Below are 25394 nucleotides of genomic sequence, written 5' to 3'. Positions count from 1 at the left end.
GGCGTTGAGGCGAGCCCCGCTGCCCGTGCGCGACGGGCTGGGCCCGGCCCGGCTGCGGCTGCGCGGCGGACCGGTCCTGGCCGAGCTGACCGCCCGGTTCGGCCCGGCGGCCCGGGCCAAGGTGCTGGGCGGGGAGGTCGTCGGCGCCGACGGCGCGGTGGTGGACCACAACACGGTGCTGCCCGCGGGGGCGGTGGTCTACCTGTATCGCGAACTGCCGCACGAGGTGCCCGTCCCGTTCGACATTCCGGTGCTTTATCGCGACGACGACATCGTCGTCGTCGACAAGCCGCACTTCCTGGCGACCATGCCCCGGGGGCGCCACGTCGCGCAGACCGCGCTGGTGCGGCTGCGCCGGGAACTGGGCTTGCCGGAGCTGAGCCCCGCGCACCGGCTGGACCGGCTGACCGCCGGGGTGCTGCTGTTCACCGCCCGGCGCGAGGTGCGCGGCGCCTACCAGACGCTGTTCGCCCGCGGCCTGGTCGCCAAGACCTACCTGGCGCGCGCCGGCGTCGACCCGGACCTCGAGCTGCCACGCGTCGTCCGCAGCCGCATCGTCAAGCGCCGGGGACACCTGCAGGCCGTCAGCGAGCCGGGCGTTCCGAACGCCCAGACGTTGGTGGAGTCGCTTTCCGACGGCCTGTATCGCCTGACGCCGCGGACCGGGCGCACCCATCAATTGCGCCTGCACATGGCCTCGCTCGGGATCCCGATCGAGGGAGACCCGTTGTACCCCAACATCATTGAGGTGCCGGCCGACGACTTCGGCACGCCGCTGCGGCTGCTGGCGCAACGCATCGAGTTCACCGATCCGCTCACCGGGGCGCGCCGGGAGTTCGTCAGTCGCCGCCCCGGGCCGTAACCCGTTGCGGCGCCGCGGCGTTTGATCGCCGCGGGCCGGGTAGCTCAGATTATGGACATCACCGTCACGTTCGTGGGCAACGCCACCACCTTGATCGCCGGTGGGCTGACCTTGCTATCCACTTCGACGACCACGGCGTCTTCGCCTCGCCGCTGGCCGATTTCGTCGATCAGACGCGGCGCCGCGGGATGGCGGACCGGATCGTCGAGTTGCGCCGCGGCGCGTCGGTCACCGTGTGAGGGCGGTGCTCACCGCGGTAAGCCGAAGCGAAGGCTATTTGACGGGCTATCGTTGTCAGCGACGGATTCGGCAACGGAAGGCGGGGATGCGCAATGTTCGACGGGTATTCCGCGATGTTCGACGTGTGTTCGCCTTGCGGTCGACGCGAGTTTGCCGGGCCGTACCCGGTATGGCGAGTGTGACGGTCATGGACTTCATGGCGTTGCCGCCGGAGCTGACGTCCGCGCTGATCCACTCGGGTCCCGGCGCGGCGTCGCTGATCGAGGCGGCCGGCGCGTGGCAAAACCTGGGCGTCGGGCTGGAGCAGACCGTGCCCACCTACGCCTCGGTGGTGTCTTCGCTCGGCGAGGCCTGGCAGGGGCCGTCCGCGGCGGCCATGACCCAGGCCGCCGAGCCGTTCCTGGCCTGGCTGCGCGCCACCGCGCAGCAATGTCAGCAGGTGGCCGCCTCGGCGGAGGCCGCCGCGGCGGCGTTCACCCAGGCCCAGTCGTCGGTGGTGCAGCCCGCACAGGTCGCGGCCAACCGGGCGCAGCTGGCGCGGTTGCTGGCGACCGACCGTCTGGGTAGCAACCTGGCCGCGATCGCCGAGAACGAGGCCCAGTACCAGGCCATGTGGGCTAGCAATTCGGCGGCGTTGACCCGCTATGAGGCCGCCGCGACCCAGGCCCTGGACCTGCCCCAGTTCTCGTCGCCGCCCTCGATCGCCGATCCCGCGTCGGCGGCCGCCGAATCCGCCGCCACGTCGGCCGCCGCCGCCACCCCGGCGCAGTCGCCCATCGGGGACCTGCTGACGAACCTGATCAGCACCCCCTTCGGGTTCGACCCCAACGCCGGCTGGTTCGGCCTGGCCAACACCTACGCGAACCAGTTCATCTCGTCGGGCTTCCCGATCAACCTGCTCAGCTATGTCGCGCAGGCCACGTCCGCGCAGGCGCTGCAGAGCGTCGGCGGCGAGGTAGGTCAGGGCATATCGGAAGGCGAGTCGGCGCTGGGAAGCGCGACGGCCGACCTGGCCGGCGCCGTGCGCGCCGTCGGGTCTGCGCCCGCGGGAGCGATGGGCGTCGGGGTGTCGCTGGGCAAGCTGACCGCGCCGCCGGCCGTGGTGGGCCTGCTGCCGGGTACGCAAACCCCGGTCCAGCTCGCGTCGGCGGCGTCGCCGCTGGATGCCGGCGACGCCGGGTTGCCGTTCCTGCCGCCGTTGATGCCCCCGCCCATCTCGGCGGGCAGCGGCTGGCGCAAACGTAAACAGCCCAAGTACGAGGACCTCCAGGTCGGCAAGGAACTCAAGGGATCGGTGATGCCCCGATCGCCGTCGGGTGGGTGAGGACCGGCGATGGTGCATCACGACCACGTACGCCGAATGCCGCCGGCCCCGGCGACAACCGGTGGGGCCGCGAAATGTCCCGGCGCGTAACGCATTTGAGGATCACCGCCGAAGTCGTCACGCCGTTTTCAGCCTACCCGGGCCCGCCGGGGTGACGTCATGGACTTTGGGATACTGCCCCCCGAGGTCAGCTCGGCGCTGATCCATTCCGGACCCGGCGCCGGCTCCTGGGTGGAGGCGGCGGGGGTGTGGCAACAGCTGGGCATCGAGATCGAGGATTCGCTTCCCGGCTACGCCTCGGTCTTGTCGTCGCTGGCCGAGGACTGGCGCGGTCCGTCGGCCGAGGCGATGGTCGAGGCCGTCGCGCCCTACCTCGCGTGGTTGGGCACCACCGCGGCGCAGTGCCAACAGCTGGCCTCCTCGGCGCGGGCCGCGGCGGCGGCCTTCGAATCGACGCGCCAGGCCGTGGTGGTGCCGGCGGCGGTCAGCGCCAACCGGGCGCGGCTGGCGCAGTTGCTGGCCACCAATTGGCTCGGAACCAACCTGGCCCCGATCGCCGAAACCGAGGCCCAGTACGAGGCGATGTGGGTGGACAATGCGGCCGCGCTCAACCGCTACCGGGCCGCCACCGCCCAGGCCCTCGAGCTGCCGCAGTTCTCCCCGCCGGCGCCGATCGTCAGCCCGACGGCGGCCGCCGCCCAGGTGGGCGCGTCGCCCGCGGCCGCCACCCCGGCGCAAACCGCGCTGGGGGACTTCTTGACGTCGCTGCTTTCCACCCCGGGCGGCTTCGACCCCCAGAAGGGCTGGTTCGGGCTGGTCAACACCTACGCGAACCAGTTCATCGCCGGCGGGATCCCCATCAACCTGCTCAGCTACCTGGCGCAGGTCTCGACGGCCCAGGGCGTTCAAAGCCTGGGCGGCGACGTGGGGCAGGGGCTCGCCGAGGGCGAGGCGGCGCTGGGCGGGGTCGCGGCCAACCTGGCCAACGCGGCGCGCGCCGTCGGATCGGCGCCCGCCGCGGCGATGGGCGTCGGCGTCTCGATCGGCAGGCTGACCATGCCGCCCGCGACGGTGGGGATGCTCGCCTCGGCCCCGGTCCAGCTCGCGTCGGCCGTATCCGAGCTTCCCGCAGGGGAATTCGGCCTGCCCTCGATCCCGATGCCGCCGTTCATGATGCCGCCGCCGGCCAAGTCGAAAAAGGGCCCCAAGCAGGGACGCGACTACGACGACATCGAGTACGGGCTGGAGATCAAGGGCACCTTCATGACCCGGCCGCCCTCAGCGGGATGACCCTTCGGCGGGTTCGTCCGCGCTCAGGGTGAAGTAGTTTTCCTCCTCCTGCAGGAAGTGCAAGCGCAGCAACGCGTACAGCCCGTACAGGCAGGCGAGCAGGTCGTCGACCTGGTCCGGCTTGACACGGCCGCCGCTTCGGGCCAGGGCCAGGTGCGCGCCGATCCGGTCCGACAGCCGTTGTATCTCGGCGTGGGTCCGGCTCATGGTGGCGGTGGCCTCGCCGGTGCCCAACGGATGGGCCAGGGCGGGGTAGAGCTGGGTTTCCTCGGCGCGTTCGTGGGGAAGGATGCGGTCCACGAGCAGGCCATGGGCGCGCGTGACCGCCTGCAGCGCAGCTTGATTAGGCGCTTCGGCCAGACGGTCGGCCGCCTCCCTCAGCAGGCCGATGGTGTCGCGCAGCTCGTCGTGTTCGGCATCGAAGCGGCGCAGCATCCGTTCGGTTTCCGCGGGCAGGTCGACGTCGAGGGACGGGTCGCCGCGCCGGGCCCGCAGCGCGTTGAGGATGACCGCCACGTCGATGCCCTCTTGCAGCAGCGCGCCGGCGGCCGGCGGCAGCCACCCGAGAGCGGCGACGGCCATCGCGGCCAGCGACAGGCCCATGCCGACGACCGCGCTCTGCACGGCGATGCGCCGCGACCACCGCGCGATGTCCATCGCGTCCGCGAGTCGCTCCAGCCGATCGGTGGTCAACACGATGTCGGCGGCAGCCGAGGAGGCGGTGGCACCGCGCGCCCCCATCGCGACGCCGACGCCGGCCGCGGCCAGCGCGGGGGCATCGTTCACCCCGTCGCCGACCATCACGGTGACCGCGCGGCCCTGTTCGGCGCGCACGGCGGCCACCTTGTCGGCCGGGCTCTGCTCGGCGTAGAAGTCGTCGAGCCCCAAGACCGCGGCGACCTCGCGGGCGGGCTCGGCGCGGTCGCCGGTAAGCATCACCAGCCGCCGCAGCCCGGCGCCGCGCAACCGGCGCACGGTGCGTGGTGCGTGGCGACGCAGCGGGTCGCGCAGCAGCACCGCGCCGGCCGGTCGCCCGTCGACGCAGACCCAGGCGATCGCGGCGGTGTCCAGCAGGGCGCGGTTCACCGCGGCGCGGGCCCACTCCGTTGACGTGTCTCCGCCGAGTTTGCCGACGTAGATGCGCTGGTCGCCTACGGTGGCGGTGACGCCCCGCCCCGGTTCCTCGACCACGTCGGTGGGAAGCGACAGCCGCAGGCCGCGGGCGAGGGCTTCGGTGACGATCGCCTCGGCGAGCACGTGCGGGGACAGCTGATCCACCGACGCCGCCAGGCGCAAAATGTCGATGGCGTCGCGCCCCGGCGCGGCCGCGACGTCGATGACGACGGGGCGCCCCATGGTCAACGTGCCCGTCTTGTCCATCACCAAAGTCGTTGCGTGGCCAAGGTTCTCGAGAGCGGCACCGCCGCGCACCACCACGCCCCGCCGCGACGCCCGCGACAGCCCGGACACGATCGCCACCGGCGCGGCAAGCAGCAGCGGGCACGGCGTCGCCACTACCAGCACGGCGACGGCCCGCACCGCCGACCCGCTGGCCAGCCATGCCCCGCCCGCGACCAACAGGGCCAACGGCAAGAACCACGCCGCGTAGCGGTCGGCCAGCCGCACCACCGGCGCGTTCTCGGCCCCGGCCCGCGCGGCCAGCCGCACGATCTGGGCGTACGTGCTGTCCTCGGCCGTGGCGGTGGCGCGCATGTCGAACGCGCCGCTGGCGTTGACCACCCCGCTACGCACCGGTTCGCCCAATCCGCGCTCTACCTGCAGTGGCTCGCCGGTCAGCACCGACTCGTCGAGCACCGCCGCGGCGCTGGCGACGCGCCCGTCCACGGGCACCACCTCGCCCGGGCCGACGACCAGCAGGTCGTCGATCGCCACGTCGGCCAGGTCGATCGTGCTGACCGTCGATCCGACGCGGCGGCGGGCGAACCGCGGGGCGTGTTCGAGCAGGGCCCGCAGGTCGTGCGACGCGCGGCGCTCGGCCGCGGCCTCCAGCGCCCGGCCACCGGCCAGCATCACGGCGATCAACGCACCGGCGAGGTACTCGCCGACCAGCAGCGTGCCGACCAGCGACAGGACCGCGATGAGGTCGACCCCGAACCGGCCGCGGCGCAGCGCCGCTAGCACCCAGACCGTCGCCGGAACCAGGGCCGCCACCGCCCCCGCGATCCAGCACCCGTCGGCGACGTCGCGCGCGCCGACCAGCCAGGCGATACCGCCCGATGCCAGCGCACCGACGCTCAGCGACACCAAAGTCGCAAATCCTCTGCCGCCCACACCGTTCCCTTCGGGAATACAGGCCTTGTCGTCAGCCTGAACCGCATTCGCCGGGCCGACTAGGGCCGGGTGTCACATCACTGGCAGGTCTTGGGCCAGCAACTGCGAATACCATCGCCACTTGAATGCGGGACTCTCGTCACGCGAAAGGCCGGGCAAGTTTTGGTGAACATTGCCGGCGGCACCGAATCGGCCGCCGCGACTTCCGCGGGTGCATTTCACTTGAACGCCGCAGGTGGCCGCAGTGTGTTTCGAGCGTGAACGGCAGGTTGCGCCAGGGCTTTCGGCGGGTTCGCGGCCTGAGGAAGAGAACTTAAGCCTCTGTCGCGTAGCCGCCGCCGCGGCGATGATTGGCGGATGCGAACCGCCTGTCACGAGGAGCTAGATGACTTGGCCGGGCGCCTGGGCGAGATGTGCGGTGGGCCGCCTTTAGGAGCGCTTCGCCGATCACGCCGTCGAAATCGGTCGCCCCGTCATCTTCATGGATAGCGGTGTGCTGCCGGCCGAGGAGGAGACCCGGTGACCAGCGTGCTGGATTCGGCGGCGCTGACGGCCAAGCAGGTCGCCGGCGCTCCGGTAGAGCAGGTTCTGGGATGGCTGGACAGTTCGGCCGCGGGGCTGTCGAGCACCTAGGCCGCCGCCCGGCTGGCGCGGCACGGCCCGAACGCGGTGCGGACCCACCACGTCAACGCGCTCGCGGTCTTGGCCGTCAGCTGCGCAGCGCGGTGCTCATCCTGCTGGCCGGCACCGCGATCGTCTCGTACTTCCTGGGCGACAGCATGCAGGCGGTCATCATCGGCGTGATTCTTGCGGCCAGCATCGGTTTGGGCTTCTTCAACGAGTATCGCGCCGAGCGGGCGCCGCCGACCTGCACGCGGGAGTGCACCACCGCGCGCTGGCGCGGCGCGACTCGAAGTTCGTCGCGGTCAACGTCACCGACCTGGTTCCGGGCGACGTGATCCGGCTGTCGCTGGGTGAGGCGGTGCCAGCCGATGTCCGGCTGATCGAGGTTAGCGGCCTGGAATGCGACGAGAGCATCCTGACCGGGGAGTCGATGGGCTCGGAGAAATCGCCGGAGGCGGTGTCCACCGGCGCCGAGTTGGCCGAGTCGACGGACCTGGCGTTCATGGGCACCATCGTCAGCGCCGGGGTGGGCACCGGGGTGGTGTACGCCACCGGTAAGGGTGCCGAATTCGGCCGCATCGCAGCGGGTTTGGACGAGCGTCAACCCGAGACCGATTTCCAGGTGGGGCTGCGCCGGTTCTCCTACTTGCTGCTGCAGGTCGCGATCGCGCTGATGGTGGTCATTTTGGCCAGCAACCTGCTGCTCGCCAAGCCGATCATCGATTCCGTGCTGTTCTCGCTGGCGATCGCGGTCGGCATCGCGCCGCAGCTGCTGCCCGCCGTGGTCAGCACCAGCCTGGCGACGGGGTCGCGGCAGCTGGCCAAGGCGAAGGTCCTCGTCAAGCGCCTGGTATGCATCGAAGACCTGGGGGACATCGACATCCTCATCACCGACAAGACCGGCACCCTGACGGAGGGCCGGATCCGCCTGATCGACGCGATCGACCCCGCCGGCGCCCCCGCCGATCCGGTCCGGCGGCTCGGGCCGCTCGCCACCGACGTCGACCCGGAATCCGGTGGCGTGAGCGCCAATCCGCTCGACGCCGCGCTCTGGGAGTCGACCCAGCCACGGCGGTTGGTGGGCGAGGCGGTGCGCCGGGTCGCGACGCTGCCGTTTGACCACGAGCGCCGCGCGTCGTCGGTGTTGGTCGACGACGACGGGACGCGCCTCCTCGTAATGAAAGGCGCGCCCGAGCAGGTGCTGGATCGTTGCCGAGCGACGCCCGCCGTCGCGCAGGAGACCCTCGCGGGTCTGTTTGGCGCCGGGCGCCGGGTGGTCGCCGTCGCCACCCGGCCTGCCGCCGAGCTCACCACCATCACCGCCGACGACGAACGCGACCTGACGCTGGCGGGCTTCCTGGTCTTCGCCGACGAACCCAAACCAGCCGCACGCCAATCCCTGTCGCAGCTGGCGGCGCTGGGCATCGAACTCAAGGTCGCCACCGGCGACAACGCGCGGGTCGCCGAAAAGGTCTGCGCGGACCTCGGTTTGGCCTCCAAGGGCACCGTCACCGGTGCCGAGCCGGAGCCCCTCGACGACGACGGGTTCGTCGATGCGGCGCAAAACCACACCATCTTCGCCCGCATCTCGCCCGAGCAGAAGGCGCGGCTGATCGTCGCGCTGCGCCGCAACGGGCGATCGGTCGGCTTCCTCGGCGACGGTGTGAACGACGCCTTGGCCCTGCACGCGGCCGACGAGGGGATTTCGGTCGACAGCGCCACCGATGTCGCCAAGGACGCGGCCGACGTGGTGCTGCTGGAAAAGGACCTGGGCGTGCTGGCCACCGGCGTCGCCGAGGCCGGCGGATCTTCGCCAACACCATCAAGTACGTGCTGATGGGCACGTCGAGCAACATCGGCAACATGTTCAGCGCCGCCGCCGCCTCGGCGCTGCTGCCGTTCCTGCCGATGCTGCCCAGCCAGATCCTGCTGAACAATCTGCTCTACGACAGCTCGCAACTGGCGATCCCGACCGACCGGGTCGACGAGGAGCAGCTGCACGCGCCGTCGCACTGGAACGTCGCGTTCATCCGCCGGTTCATGCTGATCTTCGGGCCGATCAGCTCCTTGTTCGATTTCCTGACGTTCGGGCTGATGCTGGGCGTGCTGCACGCCGGCGCCATCGAGTTCCGCACCGGCTGGTTCGTGGAATCGCTTGCGACGCAGACCCTGATCATCTTCGCCATCCGCACGCGCAAGGTGCCGTTCTTCCGCAGCCGCGCCAGCGTCCCGCTGACCATCACCAGCCTCACGGTGGTCGTTACCGGAGTCGTACTCACGATCTCGCCGCTGGCCCACACCCTCGGCTTCACCACGCTGCCGTGGCAGTTCTTCGCCGTGCTGGGCGGCTTTGTCGTCGTTTATCTGATCCTGGTGGAGCTTGCCAAGCTGATGTTCTACGCCGAGCCGATGAACCACGTCGGGCAACCGCAGCGCACGCGCGGGCACGCCCATCGCATCCGGCGCCGCGCCGCGCGCTTTCACTACATCCACGGCGTTTCGCCCCGCGGGCGCGGGTGCGGACGTAGTCCGCCGAGCCATGAGCGAAGAGCAAACGCTGGTCATCGTCGCCGGCCACCAGGATCTCGACGCGGCCCGCCGGGAATTCGAAACCCTCACCGCGGCGACCGAAGTACGGCAATCCCGTCCTGGTGCCGCTACGAGGACAAGGCGCCCTACGCGTTCACCGGGACGGTCAAGGAGGTCGTCTTCGATTTCAAACCCGTTGCGCCCGAAGCCGAGCAGGCGCGGCGGCTCAACTACTGTTCGGCCCGAACGACATTCGTGCCGGCAAGACCGGATTGAATGCCCCGATCGATCTGGTCCGCGACCGAGGACCCGCCGTTGGAGACGGTCTGCGGACAACTGCAACTGAGGTCGTTGAACACGCTGGGATCGGCGCCGGCCGGCGCCGCCATCGCGATTGCCGTCCCGACGGCAGCGGCGGCGCCGACTAAAATTCTCGATACCACTTAAATAGTCTCCAGGGTCGTTGGTACCTGAATTTTTATGCCGACACGTCACGTCTTTGCGTGCGCGACGTTTCGTTCGAGTTAAGACGCGAACTGCGGGCAGTAGGCGCGGATCGCCGCCCCGACGAAGAAACCCGCGTGGTAGCCGTCCATGTTGCTGTTGCTCTGCACCGTCGAGGCGACCTGCACCGCCGTCTTGCCGTTAGCCAGCTCGTCGCACACCTCGTGACCGGCGACGAAGGCCTTGTCCGGGGAACCGAAGTGGATGCCCTTGCCCCTCAGCGCCGACAGGAAGGCGTCGTCGGTCGCGTCGGCGTTTGCGGTCGCGGCCACCGGCGTCATGGTCGCGAGCGTCCCGGCCACTACCATGCCGGCGGCCCACACCAGCGGCGCCACGCCGCGCACGCGTGCAGGGGTGCCAGTCATCTCCGCTACTCCCACCGGGCGAACCACCTTTAGTCGCTAAGCGCGCCGTTGTGGCGCGTTTGCTGCAGGTTACAGCCTCGCGGGACGCGTGTGGCGCTCGACCCGTCAGGACGGGATGTCGGCGTATTGCGGGCAGTACGCGCGCTCGGCGAGGGCGACGAAGAACCCGGCGTTGTCGCCGTCGAGGCCGCTGCTGTTCATCACGTCGGTCGCGATCTGGTCCTGGGTCTTGCCCAGGTCGAGTTGGTGACACACCAGATGAGCGGCCGTGACCGCGGCTTTGGGCGACTCGTGCGCGAGGCCGTGGTTATGCAGCGCCGTGATGAACGCGTCGTCGGTGCCGTCGGCGTGAGCGACCGGGTCCGCGGCGACCGGGCCGAGCAGCGCGACCGCCGGGAGGAAACCCGCAGCCAACAGGGCCAGTCGCGGGCTGCGTTTGCGCGAACGCGTATTTGTCATTTCTGATACCCCTGTGGACGGACGAGTCATTGGTTAGATGGCTTCAGGTTCGGTCTACAACGTTGCCAGCAGGTTACGGCTTGGCTTTATCCAATGATCGCCGATATTGCGAACAGCGCAACACGAGTTCGTTCCGCGCCGGGCCGCGCGATCGGTAACTTGACCCCCGTGCCGTACCTTCGCTGGTTGTCGCTGGCTGTGCTGGCGGCGTGTCTGGTCGGCTGCGGCGAGCGGCACGTCTCGGCGGCCAGCGTCCGAGACGTGCCCGGCACCCTGCGTTCCGGCGGCATGGACCGGACGTACACCGTGCACGTGCCACCCGGCGATCCGGTCGGGTTGGTGCTCAGCCTGCACGGCGGCGGTGGCACCGGGGTGGGGCAGCGGGGGCTGACCGACTTCGACACGGTCGCCGATGAAAACCACCTCGTGGTGGCCTATCCCGACGGTTTCGAGAAGAGCTGGGCCGACGGGCGGGGCGCGTCGCCGGCGGACCGCCGCCACGTCGACGACGTCGGGTTCCTGGTCGCGCTGGCGGCAAAGCTGCAGGGCGACTACAACATCGCGCCCGGGCACGTGTTCGCCACCGGCATGTCCAACGGCGGCTTCATGTCCAACCGGCTGGCCTGCGAGCGCGCCGACGTCTTCGCCGCCATCGCGCCCGTCGCGGGCACGCTGGGCGCCGGGGTGGCCTGCAACCCGTCGCGACCGGTGTCGGTCCTAGAGGCGCACGGCACCGCGGACCCGCTGGTGCCGTTCAAGGGCGGCGACGTGCGCGGTCGCGGCGGGCTCAGCCATGCCATCGCGGTCACCAGCATGGTGGACAAGTGGCGCGCAGTCGATGGCTGCCACGGAGATCCGACGGTGCAGGTGCTGCCCAACGTGGGGGACGGCACCGTCGTGCACCGCTTCGATTCGGCCGGGTGCGCGGCGTCCACCGAGGTGGTGTTCTACCAGATCGACAACGGCGGCCACACCTGGCCGGGGGGCAAACAGTATCTGCCCCAGGCGATCATCGGGCGCACCTCGCGCGCGCTGGACGCCTCGGAGGTCATCGCGCAGTTCTTCGTGGCGCACGCCCGCAACTAGCCCGCAGGCGGCGACGGGCCGATCTTGTTACCATGCCTCATGGCCGCGATCGTCTCATCCGGTATTTTTGCGGGAATCCGATTGCGGCTCAATCGCTTTGGCGCCGCCACCGGCATCCTGGTCACCGGTGCGGCGCTGCTGTGCGCCTGCGGTGGCGACCATCACACCGCCGGGGGCGCTGCGACCACCAGCGCGTCGCCGGCGAAGGTCGCCTGCGGCGGCAAGCCGACGCTGCGGGCCAGCGGCTCCACCGCCCAGCAGAACGCGATGACCCGATTCGTCAAGGCCTTCGAACAGGCCTGCGCCGGGCAGTCGCTGAACTACACGCCCAACGGTTCGGGCGCGGGGATCAGCGAATTCCTGGGCAACCAGACGGATTTCGCCGGCTCGGACTCTCCGCTGAGCGCCGACGAGTATGCCAGGGCGCAGCGGCGGTGCGGCTCGCCCGCGTGGAATCTGCCGGTGGTGTTCGGTCCCATCGCGATCGCCTTGCACGTCAACGGCGTGTCGGGGTTGAGCCTCGACGGTCCCACCGCGGCCAGAATCTTCAACGGCGGCATCACAACCTGGAACGACCCGGCGATCCAGGCGCTGAATCCGGGCGTCACCCTGCCGGCCGAGCCGATTCGTGTGGTGTTCCGCAGCGACGAGTCCGGCACCACGGACAACTTCCAGCGCTACCTCGACACGGCGTCCAACGGCGCGTGGGGCAAGGGCGCCGGGAAGACGTTCAACGGCGGCGTCGGCGAGGGCGCCAAGGGCAACGACGGGGCCGCGGCGGCCGTCAAGGCCACCGAGGGCTCGATCACCTACAACGAATGGTCGTTCGCCCAGGCGCAGCACCTGACCATGGCCAAGGTCGTCACGTCGGCCGGCCCGGACCCGGTGGAAATCGGCGCGGACTCGGTGGGCAAGACGATCTCCGCCGCGTGGTTCATCAAGCAGGGCAACGACTTGGCCCTCGACACCATCTCGTTCTACCGGCCCAACCAGCCCGACGCCTATCCGATCGTGCTGGCGACCTACGAGATCGTGTGCTCGAAATATCCCGACCCGCAGGTCGGTGCGGCCGTGAAGGCGTTCCTGCGCAGCACGATCGGTGCCGGGCAGGACGGGCTGACGGACAACGGGTACATCCCCATACCGCACGACTTCAAGCCGCGGTTGTCGGCCGCGGTCGACGCCATCTCATGACGCGCGGTGCCTGGGGCAGTACGCCGCCACGCTCGCGCCGATGAAATACCCGGCGCGGTAGCCGTCCAGATTGCTGTTGGTCATCACCTCGTTGGCGACGTCGGACTTCTGCTTGCCGAGATCGAGTTCGTCGCAGACCTCGTGACCCGCGACGATCGCCGCCTGCGGTGACGCGAACTGGATGCCCTTGTTTTTGACCGCCGTCACGAACGCGTTGTCGACGGCGTCGGCGCGCGCGGCCGGGCAGGCCGCCGCCGCAATGCCGAGCAACGTGAGCACCGCGCCAAGGCCGCGCGATATCCGGGTGGTCGCTGACACCGGAAGATCATTGCATGGCGCGGCCGGAAGTTCAGCGCTGGCAGGACGGGCACCAATAGGCCACGCGCTCGCCGGTGTCGTCGAACGCGATCGGGGTGCCGCAGCGACGGCAGGGCTGCCCCGAGCGCCCGTAGACCCACAGCTGCCGGCCGGTGCGGGTGTCTCCGGTGGTGCAGCGGCTCCAGCGCGATCGGTTGAGCCACAGCATGTCCCGCGCCCGCGCGACCAGCCGGGCCGGGTCGCCGAGCGCGCCGACCGGCGCGGTGGGCAGGTGCCCGCTGACGAAACACAGTTCGTTGCAGTAGACGTTGCCGATCCCGGCCAGCACCCGCTGGTCCAGCAGCGCCTCGGCGAGCGGCCGGTCCGGGCGCGCGGTCAGGTTGGCCGCGGCGCGGGCGGGGTCCCAGTCGGGGCCGAGCAGGTCGGGTCCCAGGTGGGCGACCGCCTCGGCGTCGCGGTCGCGTTCCAGCACCTCGAGCACGCCGAGGTCCACCCCGACGGCGCGAACCTCGTTGGCTTCCAAGATGATTCGCGCCCGGTGGTCCACCCGTGCGGGCCGGTTGCCGACCCGCCAGCTGCCGTCCATCTTCAGGTGCGAGTGGATGCTGGCCGGCCCGCCCCGGATGAACAGGTGCTTGCCGCGGCTGAGCACCTCGTCCACGACGTGGCCGGTGAGGTCGACGGTGGCGAATCGGGGCACCCGGATGTCGCAGCGCGTCAGGGTGCGCCCGGCCAGGTGCTGGCGCAGCAGCGCCGCCGTGTGCCAGACCGTGTCACCCTCGGGCATCGCTCACCGCAGCCGCATTCCCCGGGGCGTGCGGACGAATCCCGCCTCCGTCAGCGCCTCGACCACCGGCCCCGGCCCGCCGGCGCGGGGCTGCAACGCCGGCGCGCCGTCGATGCGTTCCACCAGGATCGACGCGACGCGCCGGGCGGTGACCAGCTCCGCCAGGGCCAGCGCGGCGGCGTGGTCGGCCGCCGGGTCGTCGGTGAAGGTCAGCAGCGACCGCCCGCCGCGTTCGAGGAACCACGCCAGCTCGCCGTCGACCAGCACCACCAGCGCGCCCGCCTTGCGGCCGGGCCGGGCCGCGGCGCCCTGCTCGTCGTCGAGGCGGGCGGGCCAGGGCAGGGCGGCGCCGTAGGGGTTGGCCGGGTCGGTGGCGGCCAGCACGACCGCGCGGTACTGCGGCCGTTCGGGGTCGATCCCGTCGGTGAAGCCGCGCAGCCGGTCCACGGTGGAGGCGACGGCGAATTGGGCCCCGCCCAGCGACTCCACGAAGTAGCCGCGCTGGCACCGGCCGGACTCCTCGAAGGTGCTCAGCACCTTGTAGAGCATCGCGAACCCGCCCGGCACGCCCTCGGCGGTCACCGCGCCCCGGGTCAGCACGCCGTGGCGGTTCAGCAGCAGCTCGGCCTGGTAGGTGGCGCGCAGCGTGGAATCCGGTTCGGGGGCCGGCAGGGCCGACCAGCGCCCCGCCACCGTCGGGTCGGCGGCGCGGGCGGTGGGATGGGCCAGGCTGTAGCGGCTCAGCCGTGGCGGGCGGTGCGCGCGGTGCGCGGGGGCGGCGCGCTTGCGCGCGCCCGCGCCGCCGAGCATGGCGCGGATCGGCGCGAAGGTGTCGCCGGTGACCCAGCCCGCCCACACCAGTTCCCACAGCGCGGTTTTCAGCGCCGCCTCATTGATCTCGTCGTGCGCCAGCTGGCGGAAAAAGTACGCACCGCCCCCGGCCAGCGTGTCCAGGATCGCGCGGTGGGCGTCGGTGAAGTCGATGCCGGCCGGGCCGGCCAGCGTCAGCGGCGCCGAATCGCTGGGATGCAGCGCGATCCAGCCGTCGCCGCTCGAGATCGCCCCGCCGCCCGACCAGGTGACCTCGCCGCTCGCCAGCAGCTCGTCGAGCATGGCGGGGGAGTAGTCGCGGACCCGCGGCCCCAGCACCAGCGGTTCGATCGCCGAGGCCGGCATCCGCACGCCGGCCAGCTGGTCGATCACCGACATCAGGCCGTCGAGCCCCGAGAGGTTGGCGGAGTCAAAGGTGCCCACGCGGTGCCAGGCCGGCAGGAACCGACCGTACGCGGCCGTGCTGACCGGCTCCACCTGGGCGCGCAGCGCCGCCAGCGAGCGGCGCCGCAGGATGCGCAGCACCTCCGCGTCGCACCACTGCTCTCCGCCGGCCGCGACCGAGGCGGCCGCCACGAAGTCGCCGCGCACCAGCCGCCCGTCGGCGGCCAGCCGGCCCAGCACGTCGGCGGTCACCCGCAGCCCCAGCCCGAACCGGGCGGCGGCTTCGGCGGTGGTGAACGGGGTGTGCGTGCGGGCGTAGCGACCCAGCAGCTCGCCCAGCGGGTCGGCGACGGCCTCGGTGAACGCGGCCGGCACGCCCAGCGGAACCGCCGCGCCCACCCCGTCGCGGAGCCGGCCGATGTCCTCGACGGCCACCCACCAGCTGCGGCCGGCGAACGACACCGTCAGCGCGCGCCGGGCGGCGCGCAGGCCCTCCAGCCAGCCGCCGACGTCGGCCCCGCCGGCCCGGGCGGCCACCTCCTCTTCGGTCAGCGGGCCGAGCAGCCGCAGCAGGTCGGCGACCGCTTCGGCGTCGCGGGCGGCACGGTCGGCGGAAAGGTGCTGCAGCTGGCGGGCCGTCGCGGCGACCACGTCCGGGTCGAGCAGCTCGCGCAGCTCGACCCGGCCCAGCAGCTCGGCCAGCAGCGTGCTGTCCAGCGACAACGCCGCGGCCCGGCGCTCGGCCAGCGGGGTGTCGCCCTCGTACATGAACGCGCCGACATACCCGAACAAAAGGGAGGCCGCGAACGGGGAGGGACGGTCGGTCGTGACCTCAGCGACCCGCACCTTGCGCTGGGCGATGCCGGTCATCAGGGCCGTCAGGGCGGGGACGTCGTAGACGTCCTGCAGGCATTCGCGGACGGTTTCCAGCACCACCGGGAAGTCGGGGTACTTGCGGGCCACGTCGAGCAGTTGGGCCGCCCGCTGGCGCTGGTGCCACAGCGGCGAGCGCTTGCCCGGGTGGCGGCGGGGCAGCAGCAGCGCGCGGGCCGCGCATTCGCGGAACCGCGACGCGAACAGCGCCGAGCCGCCCACCTCCGCGGTGACGATCGGGTCGATCTCGTCGGCGTCGAAGACGAACAAGTCCGCCCCCGGGGGCGCGTCAACGCCGTCGTCGGAGACGGTGTCGGGCAGGCGCACCACGATGCCGTCGTCGGAGGCGGTCGGCTTTTCGTCGATGCCGTAGCGTTCCCGCAGCCGCCGGCCCACCGCCAGCGCCAGCGGCCCGTGCACCCGCAGCCCGTACGGCGAGTGCAGGATCACCCGCCAGTCGCCGAGCTCGTCGCGGAACCGCTCGACCAACAGCGTGGCGTCGGTGGGAACCACCCCCGCGGCGCTGCGCTGCTCGTCCAGCAGCCCCCACAGGTTGTCGGTGGCGTAGGCGTCGAAACCCAAACCCGCGCAACGCTTGTCGAACTCCTCCCGGTTCAGCCGGGCCAGCTCGGCGGTGAACGCGCCGAGCGCGGCGCCGAGCTCGGCCGGGCGGCCGGCGTCGTCGCCGCGCCAGAACGGCAGCCGGGCCGGCTGGCCCGGCGCGGGAATGACCAGCACCCGGTCGTGGGTGATCTCGGTGATCCGCCAGCTGGTGGCCCCCAGCGAGATGACGTCACCGGGACGCGACTCGTAGACCATCTCCTCGTCGAGTTCGCCGACCCGGGACGGCTTTTCGGCCTCGCTGGCCAGATACACGGTAAACAGCCCGCGGTCGGGGATGGCGCCGCCGGAGGTGACCGCCAGCCGCTGGGCGCCGGGGCGCGCGGTGAGTGTGCCGGTATCGCGGTCGTAGACCAATCGCGGCCGTAGCTCGGCGAATTCGGTGGACGGGTACTTGCCGCTCAACAGGTCCAGGGTGGCCTCGTACACGCTGCGCGGCAGCGTCGCGAACGGCGCGGCCCGCCGCACCGTGTCGAACCACCGGTCGGCGTCCAGCGGCTCCAGCGCCGCGGCCGCCACGGTCTGCTGGGCCAGGATGTCAAGCGGGTTGGCAGGCACCCGCATCGTCTCGATCTGGCCGGAGAGCATCCGCTGCACCGTCACCGCGCAGCCGATCAGGTCGGTGCGGTGCTTGGGGAACAGCACGCCCCGGGACACCTCGCCGACCTGGTGGCCGGCCCGCCCGATGCGTTGCAGGCCGCTGGCCACCGACGGCGGGGCCTCCACCTGGATCACCAGGTCGACGGCGCCCATGTCGATGCCCAGCTCCAGGCTCGAGGTCGCCACCACGGCCTTGAGCAGGCCGCGCTTGAGGTCCTCCTCGACCACCGCCCGCTGCTCCTTGCTGACCGACCCGTGGTGGGCGCGGGCCAGCACCGGCGGTGCGCCGTAGGTCTGGCCGCTGCCCAGCAGGTGGGCCGGCGCCCCGCCGGGCACGCCCGGGTTCGCGTCCGTTCCGAGCGGGATCCCGGCCCGTTCGGCGTGGATCTCGTTGAGCCGGGCCGTCAGCCGCTCGGCCAGGCGCCGCGAGTTGGCGAACACGATCGTCGAGCCGTGCGACTCGATCAGATCCACCAGCCGCGCCTCGACGTCGGGCCAGATGCTGTTGCCGGCCAGGTTGGCCATGTCGGGCACCGGCACCTGCACCGTGAGCTCCAGGGTCTTGGCCGACGGCGGGGCCACCACCCGCGTCCGAGCGGTGGGGCCTGCCCCGGACAAAAACCGGGCCAGCTCCTCGGGCGGGCGCACGGTGGCCGACAGCCCGATCCGCTGCGCGGGCGGGCCGCCACGCAGGTCGTCCAGCCGCTCCAGCGACAGGGCCAGGTGGGCGCCGCGCTTGCCGCCGGCGATGGCGTGGATCTCGTCGACGATCACCGTCTGGACGCCGGCCAGGGCTTCGCGCGCGGCCGAGGTCAGCATCAGAAACAGCGATTCGGGGGTGGTGATCAGCACGTCGGGCGGGTGCGCGACGAGCTGGCGGCGCGTTGCCGGCGGGGTGTCACCCGAGCGCACCCCGACGCTGATGTCCGGCGCCGGCAGGCCGTGGCGCTGCGCGACCCTGGCCAGGCCGGCCAGCGGGGTGCGCAGGTTGCGCTCGACGTCGACGGCCAGCGCCTTGAGCGGTGATATGTAGAGCACCCGCGTGCCGGCCGGCCGCCCCGGGTCGTCGGGACGGGCGGCAAGCCGGTCGATCGCCCACAAAAACGCGGCGAGCGTCTTCCCGGAACCCGTCGGCGCGATGACCAGCGTGTTGGCGCCCTCGGCGATGGCTTCCCAGGCTTCGGCCTGCGCCGTGGTGGGTGCGGCGAACGTGCTGTCGAACCACTCGCGGGTGATCGCGCTGAACGGGCCGAGCGGGTCGGGATTGCTCACCCGACCATGGTGCCAACAGCTACCGACATGCACTCACAGTCGCGCGGTGGCCATCGCCTCGGCAAGGTCGGGCGGAATGTCCGGGATCCGCACGATGGCGTCCAGCAGCGCGTGGGCGCACGCTTCGGCGAGCTTGTCGGCGTCGGTGGTCGGGTCCATGATCCGCTGCCGGCAGATTTCGAACGTCAGCGCCAGCCAGCCGTGCAGGATGACCCTGAGGTGCCGCTCCACGTCGGGCTTCAGCTTCTTGTCCGGGGACGCCGCCACCAGCTCGTCGATCCGGCTCATGATGTGTTCCATCTGGCGGTTCTTGGCGTCGTCGCTGACGCCGAGCAGGACCGGGTCGGACCGGCCCAGGCCGACATACGCCGCCCACGCGGACTCGGGATGCTGCTGCTGGTAGGCCATGTAGGCCAGCACACCCAGCTTGAGCTCTTCGAACATCGTCAGACCGGCCGGGCGCAGCTGGTTGGTGGCTTCGTGCAGCCGGTCGGCCTCGTCCTGGACCACCGCGGCGAAGAACGCCCGCTTGTCCGGGAAGTAGTGGTACATCAAAGCGCGGGACACCCCGGCCCGTTCGGCGATCTCGTCGATGCGGACGTCGTCGTACGGTCGCTTCCCAAAAACTTCCGCCCCCAAAGCGAGCAGCTCGGCTCGGCGGTCTTCAGGGGATAACCGCCTCCTGGCTGTTGCCATGTGTCAGATAGTACTCATGGGCGCCCGGCGGAATTTCAACAATGAAAATCGCAGCGGCGCGCACGCCCGGGAGGGCCGCATACGCCCTGGTAGATCAACTCGCTTTGGTCCGGCGCACGCAGAACCGGAATGCGTACCACGAAATCTCCGCGCTCAGGTCCGCCTTCTCCAAGAATCGCTGCAAATCCTCGCGGCGGAAGCCCCGGGCGATGGAGATCATTCCGTCGGTCCGGATGATGCGGTGGGAACGCATCAGGTGGGCCAGGATGGGGAAGCCGTAATACGCCAACGAATGGCGATGCAGATCCGCCAGATGCCAGCCGTGGACGGAATTCGTCTCCAACCAGGTCAGTAACTCGACGATGTCTTGGTCGCTGAGGTGGTGCGCCACCTGCGAGCTGACGATGAAATCCACCGGGCGGTCCGGTTGGTAGGAGAAGACGTCGCCCGTTCGGTAATCGATGGACATTCCCGGCGGTGTGGCCGCGCGCGCGGCGGCGGCGCTGCGGGGGTTCAAATCGATGCCGGTCAGTTCCGCTTTCAGCCCGCGTCGCCCCGCCCAGCGCGCGATCGCGCGCAGCAAATCGCCGTCCCCGTAGCCGACGTCCAGCACGGAGAATGCGGCACCGCGCGGCAATGACCTCGCCTGGCGCGCCAACCAGCGCAACGTCGGGCGATGGGTGAACGTCAGGCGATTGACGAGGGCCAATTCGGTCAAGCAGCGTTGGTAATCGGCTAGGTCGACACTCGCGTCATCCATCACTTCTGGCGCCGTGCTGCGTATCGCGAGATTCATTCACCCCTTCCCAGAACCCGAGCTCTCGATCCATTGCGGTTTTCGTCAAGCTGCGATCCTCGGCCGAAAAGTCCGACCGGCGCTGAGCAGGTCGACAAGCGGCTGCATGGTACCCGAAATGCGCCTTTTGCCGAAACCGCGGTCAGCCGAACCGGCCGGGCAGTGGCTGGCATCGTCGACGACGCCGGACAGTTGCTGCCCGCGAGATCGACTCAACGATTCCCCGCCCGCGCGCCGCCATGGCGGCCGTTTACCGGGGTTTACCGCCGGGTACCTGTCCCACTGCGCGCCGCGCGTAACTAATTCACCGCAACGAACGATGGATTAAGCGGGCAGGCCGAGCAGGACAGAGCAGGACGGGGCGACGGATGCAGACAGCCGATCAGCGGTCACCCGGTGACCACTTGGGACAGGAAGACGGCGAGGTGCACGCCGCCATCCGGTTTGCCGTCCTAACCGCCGTCGCGGGGGTCGGCTTTCTGATCCTGGCGGCCTTGTGGGTCAGCACCTGCCCGGGCACGGGCGTCGACACCGTGGCCTGCGGGGCGCCCCAGCGGACCATGCTGGCGCTGGGCGCTCCGCTGATCCTGCTGGCCGGGGGGATTTGGGCGTTCCTGCGCACCTACCGCGTCTGGAAGGCGCACGGCACCTGGTGGGGATGGCACGGCGCGGGCTGGTTCCTGCTCACGCTGATGGTGCTGACGCTGGGCCTGGGCGTGTCTCCGATCGCCGGCCCGGTGCTCGGCCTCTAGACCGGCCCGCGCCGCGGCAACCACCATTAGGACGGGGTGGGTTCCTTGCTGCGGGGCCGCGGAGCGGGGCTGTCGGCGTCGCGTCCCCACTGCTCGTCGATGCGGCTCACCCGGCGGTGCTCCACGACGAACCACAGCGCCCCGGCGAGCGTGCCCAGCACGGCGATGAGCACCGTCGTCGCGAGCCACTCGTAGTGCCGGTAGGCGGCGGCCGCCGTGGTGCTGATCATCCCGCCCATCGCCACGGCCAGCAGGATGATGCCGGGCCAGTAGAGGTTGTCCTTCATCGTGAAACCGGCGTGGGGTTGCGTGGTCCGGAAATGGTCCGTCGGATCGTGATGCCTGTCGCCCATCGCCTTTCCCTTCTCGCAAGACCCTCGCCGCCGACCGGCGGCTCAGGCCGCCCGGGCGTCGTCTCGGGCGAGCGCCTCGGGCACCGAGATCGCCCCCACCGTCGTCACCAGCCACACCACGACCGTCGTTGCGAGCCACGAGGCGAAACCGTGGATCAACAGCCCGTGGGTCAACGCCGACGCCAGCCCGAGCGCGACGATCGTCAGCACCAGGCCGGTGCCGCCCAGCAACAGCGACGCGTAGGCACGCGGCAATTTCACGATCGCCAGCGACAGCGTGGCCTGCGCGACCGAGAACAGCACCACCGCCACCACGAACCCCGACGCCGACACCGAGACGCGGGGCACCACCCAGGCCGCCACCAGCAGCCCGACCGCCCACGAGGCCAGAAGCACAACCGCCCGAAGCAGAGCCTGCTTCATGCATCAAGTGTAGGTCCGTCGCTTCGGAGTGTTAAGGATCGTTCGGCGCGCCCGCGCGGCCCGCTTCCGCTGGGTTATTCGCCGGGCCGAATGGGTATCAGGTCTACACCATGACGAGTGCCGAAAGGGTTGCGTTAGCGTGATTACCCCGTCCTGGGCGCGACATCACGACGACACCCGCCCACATGCTTGCTGCGAGAACAATCACCACGGCCGGCCTGATCACGGCGACGCGCCCGAGCCGGCGGGTGCGGATGTCGGCCATCCCGGGGCCGCCCGTCTCGCGCGGCCTACCCGGCGGTGCGCATGATTAACCCGCTGCGACCGACGGTCGACGGCGGCCTGCAACGCAGTAGTACTGACAACCAGACATTGCCGGGAGACCAGATGACCGATGCCGGATCGCGCGCGAACAAGCGCCACCGCGGCCACCGCGCCGTCGAGCTGCACGTTGCGGCGCGCCTGGAGAACCTCGCGATGCTGCGCACCCTGGTGGGCGCCATCGGCACCTTCGAGGATCTCGATTTCGACGCCGTCGCGGACCTGCGGCTCGCGGTGGACGAAGTGTGCACCCGGTTGATCCGCTCGGCCACCCCCGACGCGACGCTGGTCGTGGTGGTCGACCCGCACGAGGACAAACTGGTGGTCGAGGCCTCCGCGGCATGCGAGACCCACGACGTGGTGTCGCCCGGCAGCTTCAGCTGGCATGTGTTGACATCGCTGGCCGACGACGTCCAGACCTTCCACGACGGCCGCGAACCCGACAAAACCGGCAGTGTTTTCGGTATTACGCTGACCGCGCGACGGGCGGCCTCTAGCAGGTGACCTCGCGAACCTCCGGTAGTTCGGTCTCGCGGCCGAACGAGTACGCCGACGTCCCGGACATGTTCCGCGAGTTGGCCGGTGTCGCGGCCGACTCGACGCAGTTCCAGCGTCAGCGCGACAAGATCGTGGAGCGGTGCCTGCCGCTGGCCGATCACATCGCCCGCCGGTTCGAGGGCCGGGGCGAATCGCGCGACGACCTGGTCCAGGTGGCGCGGGTGGGCCTGGTCAACGCCGTCGTGCGCTTTGACGTCGAGGCCGGCTCGGACTTCGTGTCGTTCGCCGTGCCCACCATCATGGGGGAGGTCCGCCGTCACTTCCGGGACAACAGTTGGTCGGTCAAGGTGCCGCGGCGCCTCAAGGAGCTGCACTTGCGCCTGGGCACCGCCACGGCCGAACTGTCCCAGCGGCTCGGCCGGGCGCCGACCGCCACCGAACTCGCCGCCGAGCTGGGCATGGAACGCGAGGAGGTCGTCGAGGGGTTGGTGGCGGGCAGCTCGTACAACACGTTGTCCATCGACACCGGCGGCGGCAGCGACGACGACGACGCGCGCGCGATCGCCGACACGCTGGGCGACGTGGACTCCGGGCTGGACCGCATCGAGGATCGCGAGGCGCTGCGTCCCCTGCTCGAGGCGCTGCCCGAGCGGGAACGAATGGTGTTGGTGCTCAGGTTTTTCGAGTCGATGACTCAAACGCAGATCGCCGAGCGCGTGGGCATCTCGCAGATGCACGTGTCGCGGTTGTTGGCCAAGTCGCTAGCGCGGCTGCGGGACCAGTTGCAGTAGGGGCCGGCGCTGCCTGCGCCGCCGGGTCGGCCGCAAAAGCGGCTCCGCGCGGGGCGTCGTCACCGGCAGCATGGCGTCGGGGTCGCAGATGCGCAACAACCGCGACACCGCGGGGCTGGGCACCATGGCCCGGTGCAACCGGGCACCGGAGCACATCGTTGATTTGCAGCAGCGCCGAAAAGCCTGCCGTGCCAATGAATCCCAGGCCCCGCAGGTTGACGACCACGCGCGGCGATGGCGGCGTCGAGTTCGCCGTTGACGGTGATCAGGGCGCCCAGAGAGCTCCATTGGGCGGTCCGGCTTTGCTGCCAAGATTGGGCCACAGACATCGTGACTTTGCATGACGCTGATCGGGAGTTCGCTTTTTCCGCGTCCCCAACGTTACCCGGGCGGCTGTGAACTCAACCGGTCCTGAACGTACCCGTGCCCGGCGGGGCCGACAATCGTTAACCAGGAAAATGGTTTCCTGGTTACTTGATCTCGGCGAGCACCGTGCCCTGGGTGATCGCGGTCCCGGCCTCGACGGCAAGCCCGGTGATGACGCCGTCCTTGTGGGCGGTGACCGGGTTTTCCATCTTCATCGCCTCGAGGACCACGACCAGGTCCCCGGCGGAGACCTCCTGTCCTTCCTCCACCGCGACCTTGACCACCGTGCCCTGCATCGGCGCGGTGACGGCGTCACCGGAGGCCGCGGCCCCCGCGTGCGATCCGCGTTTGCGCGGCTTGGGCTTCTTGCGGATCACCCCGGCCGGATCGGCGGCACCGTTGGAGAGCGCCAAGTCGCCGGGCAGCGACACCTCCAGGCGGCGGCCGCCGACCTCGACGACCACCTTCTGCCGCGGGCGCGAGTCCTCCTCATCGAGGGGCTCGCCGGCGGTAAACGGCTCGATGGTGTTGTCCCACTCGGTCTCGATCCAGCGGGTGTGCACCGAAAAGCCGTTCTCGTCGCCGATGAACGCCGGGTCATTCACCACCGCGCGGTGGAACGGGATCACCGTGGCCAGGCCCTCGACCTCGAACTCGTCCAGGGCGCGCCGCGCCCGGGCCAGCGCCTCGTTGCGGTCGGCGCCGTACACGATGAGCTTGGCCAGCATCGAGTCGAACTGGCCGCCGATCACCGAGCCGGTCTCCACGCCCGAGTCCAGCCGCACGCCGGGGCCGGCCGGCGGGTGGAACCTGGTCACCGGGCCGGGGGCGGGCAGGAAGTTGCGGCCGGCGTCCTCGCCGTTGATGCGGAACTCGATGGCGTGCCCGCGCGGGGTCGGGTCCTCGGTCAGCTCGAGCCGCTCGCCGTTGGCGATCTTGAATTGTTGCAACACCAGGTCGATGCCGGCGGTCTCCTCGGTGACCGGGTGCTCGACCTGCAGGCGGGTGTTGACCTCCAGGAACGAGATCAGGCCGTCCTGGCCGACCAGGTACTCGACCGTGCCGGCGCCGTAGTAGTGCGCCTCCTTGCAGATGCGCTTGGCGGATTCGTGGATCTCCTTGCGCTGCGCGTCGGTCAAAAACGGCGCGGGCCCCTCCTCGACCAGCTTCTGGAAGCGGCGCTGCAGGGAGCAGTCGCGGGTGCCGGCGACGACGACGTTGCCGTGCTGGTCGGCGATCACCTGCGCCTCGACGTGGCGGGGCTTGTCCAGGTAGCGCTCGACGAAGCACTCGCCGCGGCCGAAGGCGGCGACGGCCTCGCGCACCGCCGACTCGTACAGGTGCGGGATCTCCTCGATGGTGCGCGCCACCTTCATGCCGCGGCCGCCGCCACCGAAGGCCGCCTTGATGGCGATCGGCACGCCGTACTCCTCGGCGAAGGCCACCACCTCGTCGGCGTCCTTCACCGGGTCCGGGGTGCCCGGCACCAGCGGGGCCTGGGCGCGGGCGGCGATGTGGCGGGCGGTGACCTTGTCGCCCAGGTCACGGATCGACTGGGGGCTGGGACCGATCCAGATCAGCCCGGCGTCGATGACCGCCTGGGCGAAATCGGCGTTCTCCGAAAGGAACCCGTAGCCGGGGTGGATGGCGTTGGCGCCCGACTTGGCGGCCGCGTCGAGGAGCTTGCCGAAGTCCAGGTAGGACTCGGCGGAGGTCTGCCCGCCCAGGGCGAACGCCTCGTCGGCCAGCCGCACGTGCGGCGCGTCGGCATCGGGCTCGGCGTAGACCGCCACGCTGGCCAGGCCCGCGTCGCGGGCCGCGCGGATCACCCGGACGGCGATCTCACCGCGATTGGCGACGAGCACCTTGGCGATCCTCGAGCTGGCGTGACTAGCCACTTCGCCTCCTGTTTGGCTGGAAGTCTCTTCTCTAAGAGGATTTCT

The 25394-nt window shown here is 70.6% G+C and carries 19 protein-coding genes and 4 pseudogenes; 11 read left to right on the top strand and 12 right to left on the bottom strand.

The features are described from left to right. Positions 1-4 precede the first annotated feature (4 nt). From AWC19_RS22255 to AWC19_RS22245, 3 genes are all read left to right on the top strand, one after another. A complete protein-coding gene (locus AWC19_RS22255; protein ID WP_142281352.1) occupies positions 5-862 on the top strand; it encodes a pseudouridine synthase in 858 nt (285 codons plus the stop codon). A 427-nt stretch (positions 863-1289) separates the two neighbouring features. Then, the gene (locus tag AWC19_RS22250) at positions 1290-2426 is read left to right on the top strand and encodes a PPE family protein (RefSeq protein ID WP_085080315.1); all 1137 of its coding nucleotides are present in this window, start codon (positions 1290-1292) and stop codon (positions 2424-2426) included. Between the two features lie 159 nt (positions 2427-2585). Continuing rightward, positions 2586-3716 (top strand): PPE family protein, encoded by a 1131-nt coding sequence (locus AWC19_RS22245; protein WP_085080258.1) that lies wholly within the window; start codon positions 2586-2588, stop codon positions 3714-3716. Here AWC19_RS22245 and AWC19_RS22240 read toward each other — a convergent pair. Next, positions 3705-5984 (bottom strand): heavy metal translocating P-type ATPase, encoded by a 2280-nt coding sequence (locus AWC19_RS22240; protein WP_276043095.1) that lies wholly within the window; start codon positions 5982-5984, stop codon positions 3705-3707. The genes AWC19_RS22245 and AWC19_RS22240 overlap by 12 nt on opposite strands. 457 nt (positions 5985-6441) lie before the next feature. Here AWC19_RS22240 and AWC19_RS30830 point away from each other — a divergent pair. The 3 pseudogenes from AWC19_RS30830 to AWC19_RS31665 form a co-directional block, all read left to right on the top strand. Next, positions 6442-6531: pseudogene (locus AWC19_RS30830) on the top strand (phosphate transport system regulatory protein PhoU); the annotation flags it as partial. 122 nt (positions 6532-6653) lie between these two features. After that, positions 6654-9122: pseudogene (gene mgtA, locus AWC19_RS22235) on the top strand (magnesium-translocating P-type ATPase); the annotation flags it as partial. A 168-nt stretch (positions 9123-9290) separates the two neighbouring features. Beyond that, positions 9291-9437, top strand: a pseudogene (locus tag AWC19_RS31665) (hypothetical protein); the annotation flags it as partial. A gap of 248 nt (positions 9438-9685) precedes the next feature. Here the strand turns inward: AWC19_RS31665 and AWC19_RS22230 are convergent. Further along, positions 9686-10030, bottom strand: coding sequence for a DUF732 domain-containing protein (locus tag AWC19_RS22230; RefSeq protein WP_085080256.1), 345 nt, complete (start codon positions 10028-10030; stop codon positions 9686-9688). A 105-nt stretch (positions 10031-10135) separates the two neighbouring features. Further along, a complete protein-coding gene (locus tag AWC19_RS22225) occupies positions 10136-10489 on the bottom strand; it encodes a DUF732 domain-containing protein (protein ID WP_158090924.1) in 354 nt (117 codons plus the stop codon). A gap of 168 nt (positions 10490-10657) precedes the next feature. Here AWC19_RS22225 and AWC19_RS22220 point away from each other — a divergent pair, with 168 nt between their 5' ends. Then, the gene (locus tag AWC19_RS22220; protein WP_085080254.1) at positions 10658-11575 is read left to right on the top strand and encodes an extracellular catalytic domain type 1 short-chain-length polyhydroxyalkanoate depolymerase; all 918 of its coding nucleotides are present in this window, start codon (positions 10658-10660) and stop codon (positions 11573-11575) included. 81 nt (positions 11576-11656) lie between these two features. Next, positions 11657-12769, top strand: a complete 1113-nt coding sequence (gene pstS, locus AWC19_RS22215; RefSeq protein ID WP_085080313.1) for a phosphate ABC transporter substrate-binding protein PstS — start codon at positions 11657-11659, stop codon at positions 12767-12769. Here pstS and AWC19_RS22210 read toward each other — a convergent pair. The 5 genes from AWC19_RS22210 to AWC19_RS22190 form a co-directional block, all read right to left on the bottom strand. Then, positions 12764-13087 (bottom strand): DUF732 domain-containing protein, encoded by a 324-nt coding sequence (locus AWC19_RS22210; protein ID WP_245849231.1) that lies wholly within the window; start codon positions 13085-13087, stop codon positions 12764-12766. The two genes, pstS and AWC19_RS22210, sit on opposite strands and share 6 nt — an antisense overlap. 31 nt (positions 13088-13118) lie before the next feature. Continuing rightward, on the bottom strand, positions 13119-13874 hold the full coding sequence (nei2, locus tag AWC19_RS22205; protein ID WP_085080253.1) for an endonuclease VIII Nei2: 756 nt from the start codon (positions 13872-13874) through the stop codon (positions 13119-13121). Between the two features lie 3 nt (positions 13875-13877). Further along, entirely contained in the window at positions 13878-18455 is a 4578-nt protein-coding gene (locus tag AWC19_RS22200) for an ATP-dependent helicase (RefSeq protein ID WP_085080252.1), read from the bottom strand. 33 nt (positions 18456-18488) lie between these two features. Next, a complete protein-coding gene (locus AWC19_RS22195; RefSeq protein WP_085080251.1) occupies positions 18489-19151 on the bottom strand; it encodes a TetR/AcrR family transcriptional regulator in 663 nt (220 codons plus the stop codon). Between the two features lie 94 nt (positions 19152-19245). Then, entirely contained in the window at positions 19246-19869 is a 624-nt protein-coding gene (locus AWC19_RS22190; protein WP_158090923.1) for a methyltransferase domain-containing protein, read from the bottom strand. 446 nt (positions 19870-20315) lie between these two features. On the opposite strand from AWC19_RS22190, the gene AWC19_RS22185 reads away from it, so the two are divergent. Beyond that, positions 20316-20699: a hypothetical protein gene (locus AWC19_RS22185; protein ID WP_085080248.1), complete on the top strand. Its 384-nt coding sequence runs from the start codon at positions 20316-20318 to the stop codon at positions 20697-20699. Positions 20700-20725: 26 nt separating this feature from the next. Here AWC19_RS22185 and usfY read toward each other — a convergent pair whose 3' ends face one another. Together usfY and AWC19_RS22175 are read right to left on the bottom strand one after the other, a co-directional pair. Further along, positions 20726-21052 (bottom strand): protein UsfY, encoded by a 327-nt coding sequence (gene usfY / locus AWC19_RS22180; RefSeq protein ID WP_085080246.1) that lies wholly within the window; start codon positions 21050-21052, stop codon positions 20726-20728. A gap of 42 nt (positions 21053-21094) precedes the next feature. Continuing rightward, complete coding sequence (locus AWC19_RS22175; protein WP_085080244.1) at positions 21095-21475, bottom strand: phage holin family protein; 381 nt, start codon at positions 21473-21475, stop codon at positions 21095-21097. A 387-nt stretch (positions 21476-21862) separates the two neighbouring features. On the opposite strand from AWC19_RS22175, the gene AWC19_RS22170 reads away from it, so the two are divergent. Both AWC19_RS22170 and AWC19_RS22165 read left to right on the top strand, forming a co-directional pair. Further along, positions 21863-22300, top strand: a complete 438-nt coding sequence (locus tag AWC19_RS22170; protein ID WP_085080242.1) for an ATP-binding protein — start codon at positions 21863-21865, stop codon at positions 22298-22300. Beyond that, complete coding sequence (locus AWC19_RS22165) at positions 22297-23085, top strand: RNA polymerase sigma factor SigF (protein ID WP_085080241.1); 789 nt, start codon at positions 22297-22299, stop codon at positions 23083-23085. The genes AWC19_RS22170 and AWC19_RS22165 overlap by 4 nt, the downstream gene beginning before the upstream one ends. Here AWC19_RS22165 and AWC19_RS30825 read toward each other — a convergent pair. Both AWC19_RS30825 and AWC19_RS22155 read right to left on the bottom strand, forming a co-directional pair. Continuing rightward, a pseudogene (locus AWC19_RS30825) lies at positions 23056-23414 on the bottom strand (STAS domain-containing protein). The gene AWC19_RS22165 and the pseudogene AWC19_RS30825 sit on opposite strands and share 30 nt — an antisense overlap. A 141-nt stretch (positions 23415-23555) precedes the next feature. Then, entirely contained in the window at positions 23556-25349 is a 1794-nt protein-coding gene (locus AWC19_RS22155; protein ID WP_085080239.1) for an acetyl/propionyl/methylcrotonyl-CoA carboxylase subunit alpha, read from the bottom strand. Positions 25350-25394 lie beyond the last annotated feature (45 nt).

This window comes from Mycobacterium palustre (assembly GCF_002101785.1).
Taxonomy (GTDB): Bacteria; Actinomycetota; Actinomycetes; order Mycobacteriales; family Mycobacteriaceae; genus Mycobacterium; species Mycobacterium palustre.
The sequence above is the reverse complement of the archived record's forward strand: the minus strand, read 5'-3'. Positions and strand labels throughout refer to the sequence as shown.

Coding starts and splice junctions, on each gene's coding strand:
- AWC19_RS22245 (WP_085080258.1), top strand. CDS start 2,586: ATGGACTTTGGGATACTGCCCCCCGAGGTCAGCTCGGCGCTGATCCAT.
- AWC19_RS22170 (WP_085080242.1), top strand. CDS start 21,863: ATGACCGATGCCGGATCGCGCGCGAACAAGCGCCACCGCGGCCACCGC.
- AWC19_RS22225 (WP_158090924.1), bottom strand. CDS start 10,489: ATGACAAATACGCGTTCGCGCAAACGCAGCCCGCGACTGGCCCTGTTG.
- AWC19_RS22230 (WP_085080256.1), bottom strand. CDS start 10,030: ATGACTGGCACCCCTGCACGCGTGCGCGGCGTGGCGCCGCTGGTGTGG.
- usfY (WP_085080246.1), bottom strand. CDS start 21,052: ATGGGCGACAGGCATCACGATCCGACGGACCATTTCCGGACCACGCAA.
- nei2 (WP_085080253.1), bottom strand. CDS start 13,874: ATGCCCGAGGGTGACACGGTCTGGCACACGGCGGCGCTGCTGCGCCAG.
- AWC19_RS22185 (WP_085080248.1), top strand. CDS start 20,316: ATGCAGACAGCCGATCAGCGGTCACCCGGTGACCACTTGGGACAGGAA.
- AWC19_RS22175 (WP_085080244.1), bottom strand. CDS start 21,475: ATGAAGCAGGCTCTGCTTCGGGCGGTTGTGCTTCTGGCCTCGTGGGCG.
- AWC19_RS22250 (WP_085080315.1), top strand. CDS start 1,290: ATGGACTTCATGGCGTTGCCGCCGGAGCTGACGTCCGCGCTGATCCAC.
- AWC19_RS22195 (WP_085080251.1), bottom strand. CDS start 19,151: ATGGCAACAGCCAGGAGGCGGTTATCCCCTGAAGACCGCCGAGCCGAG.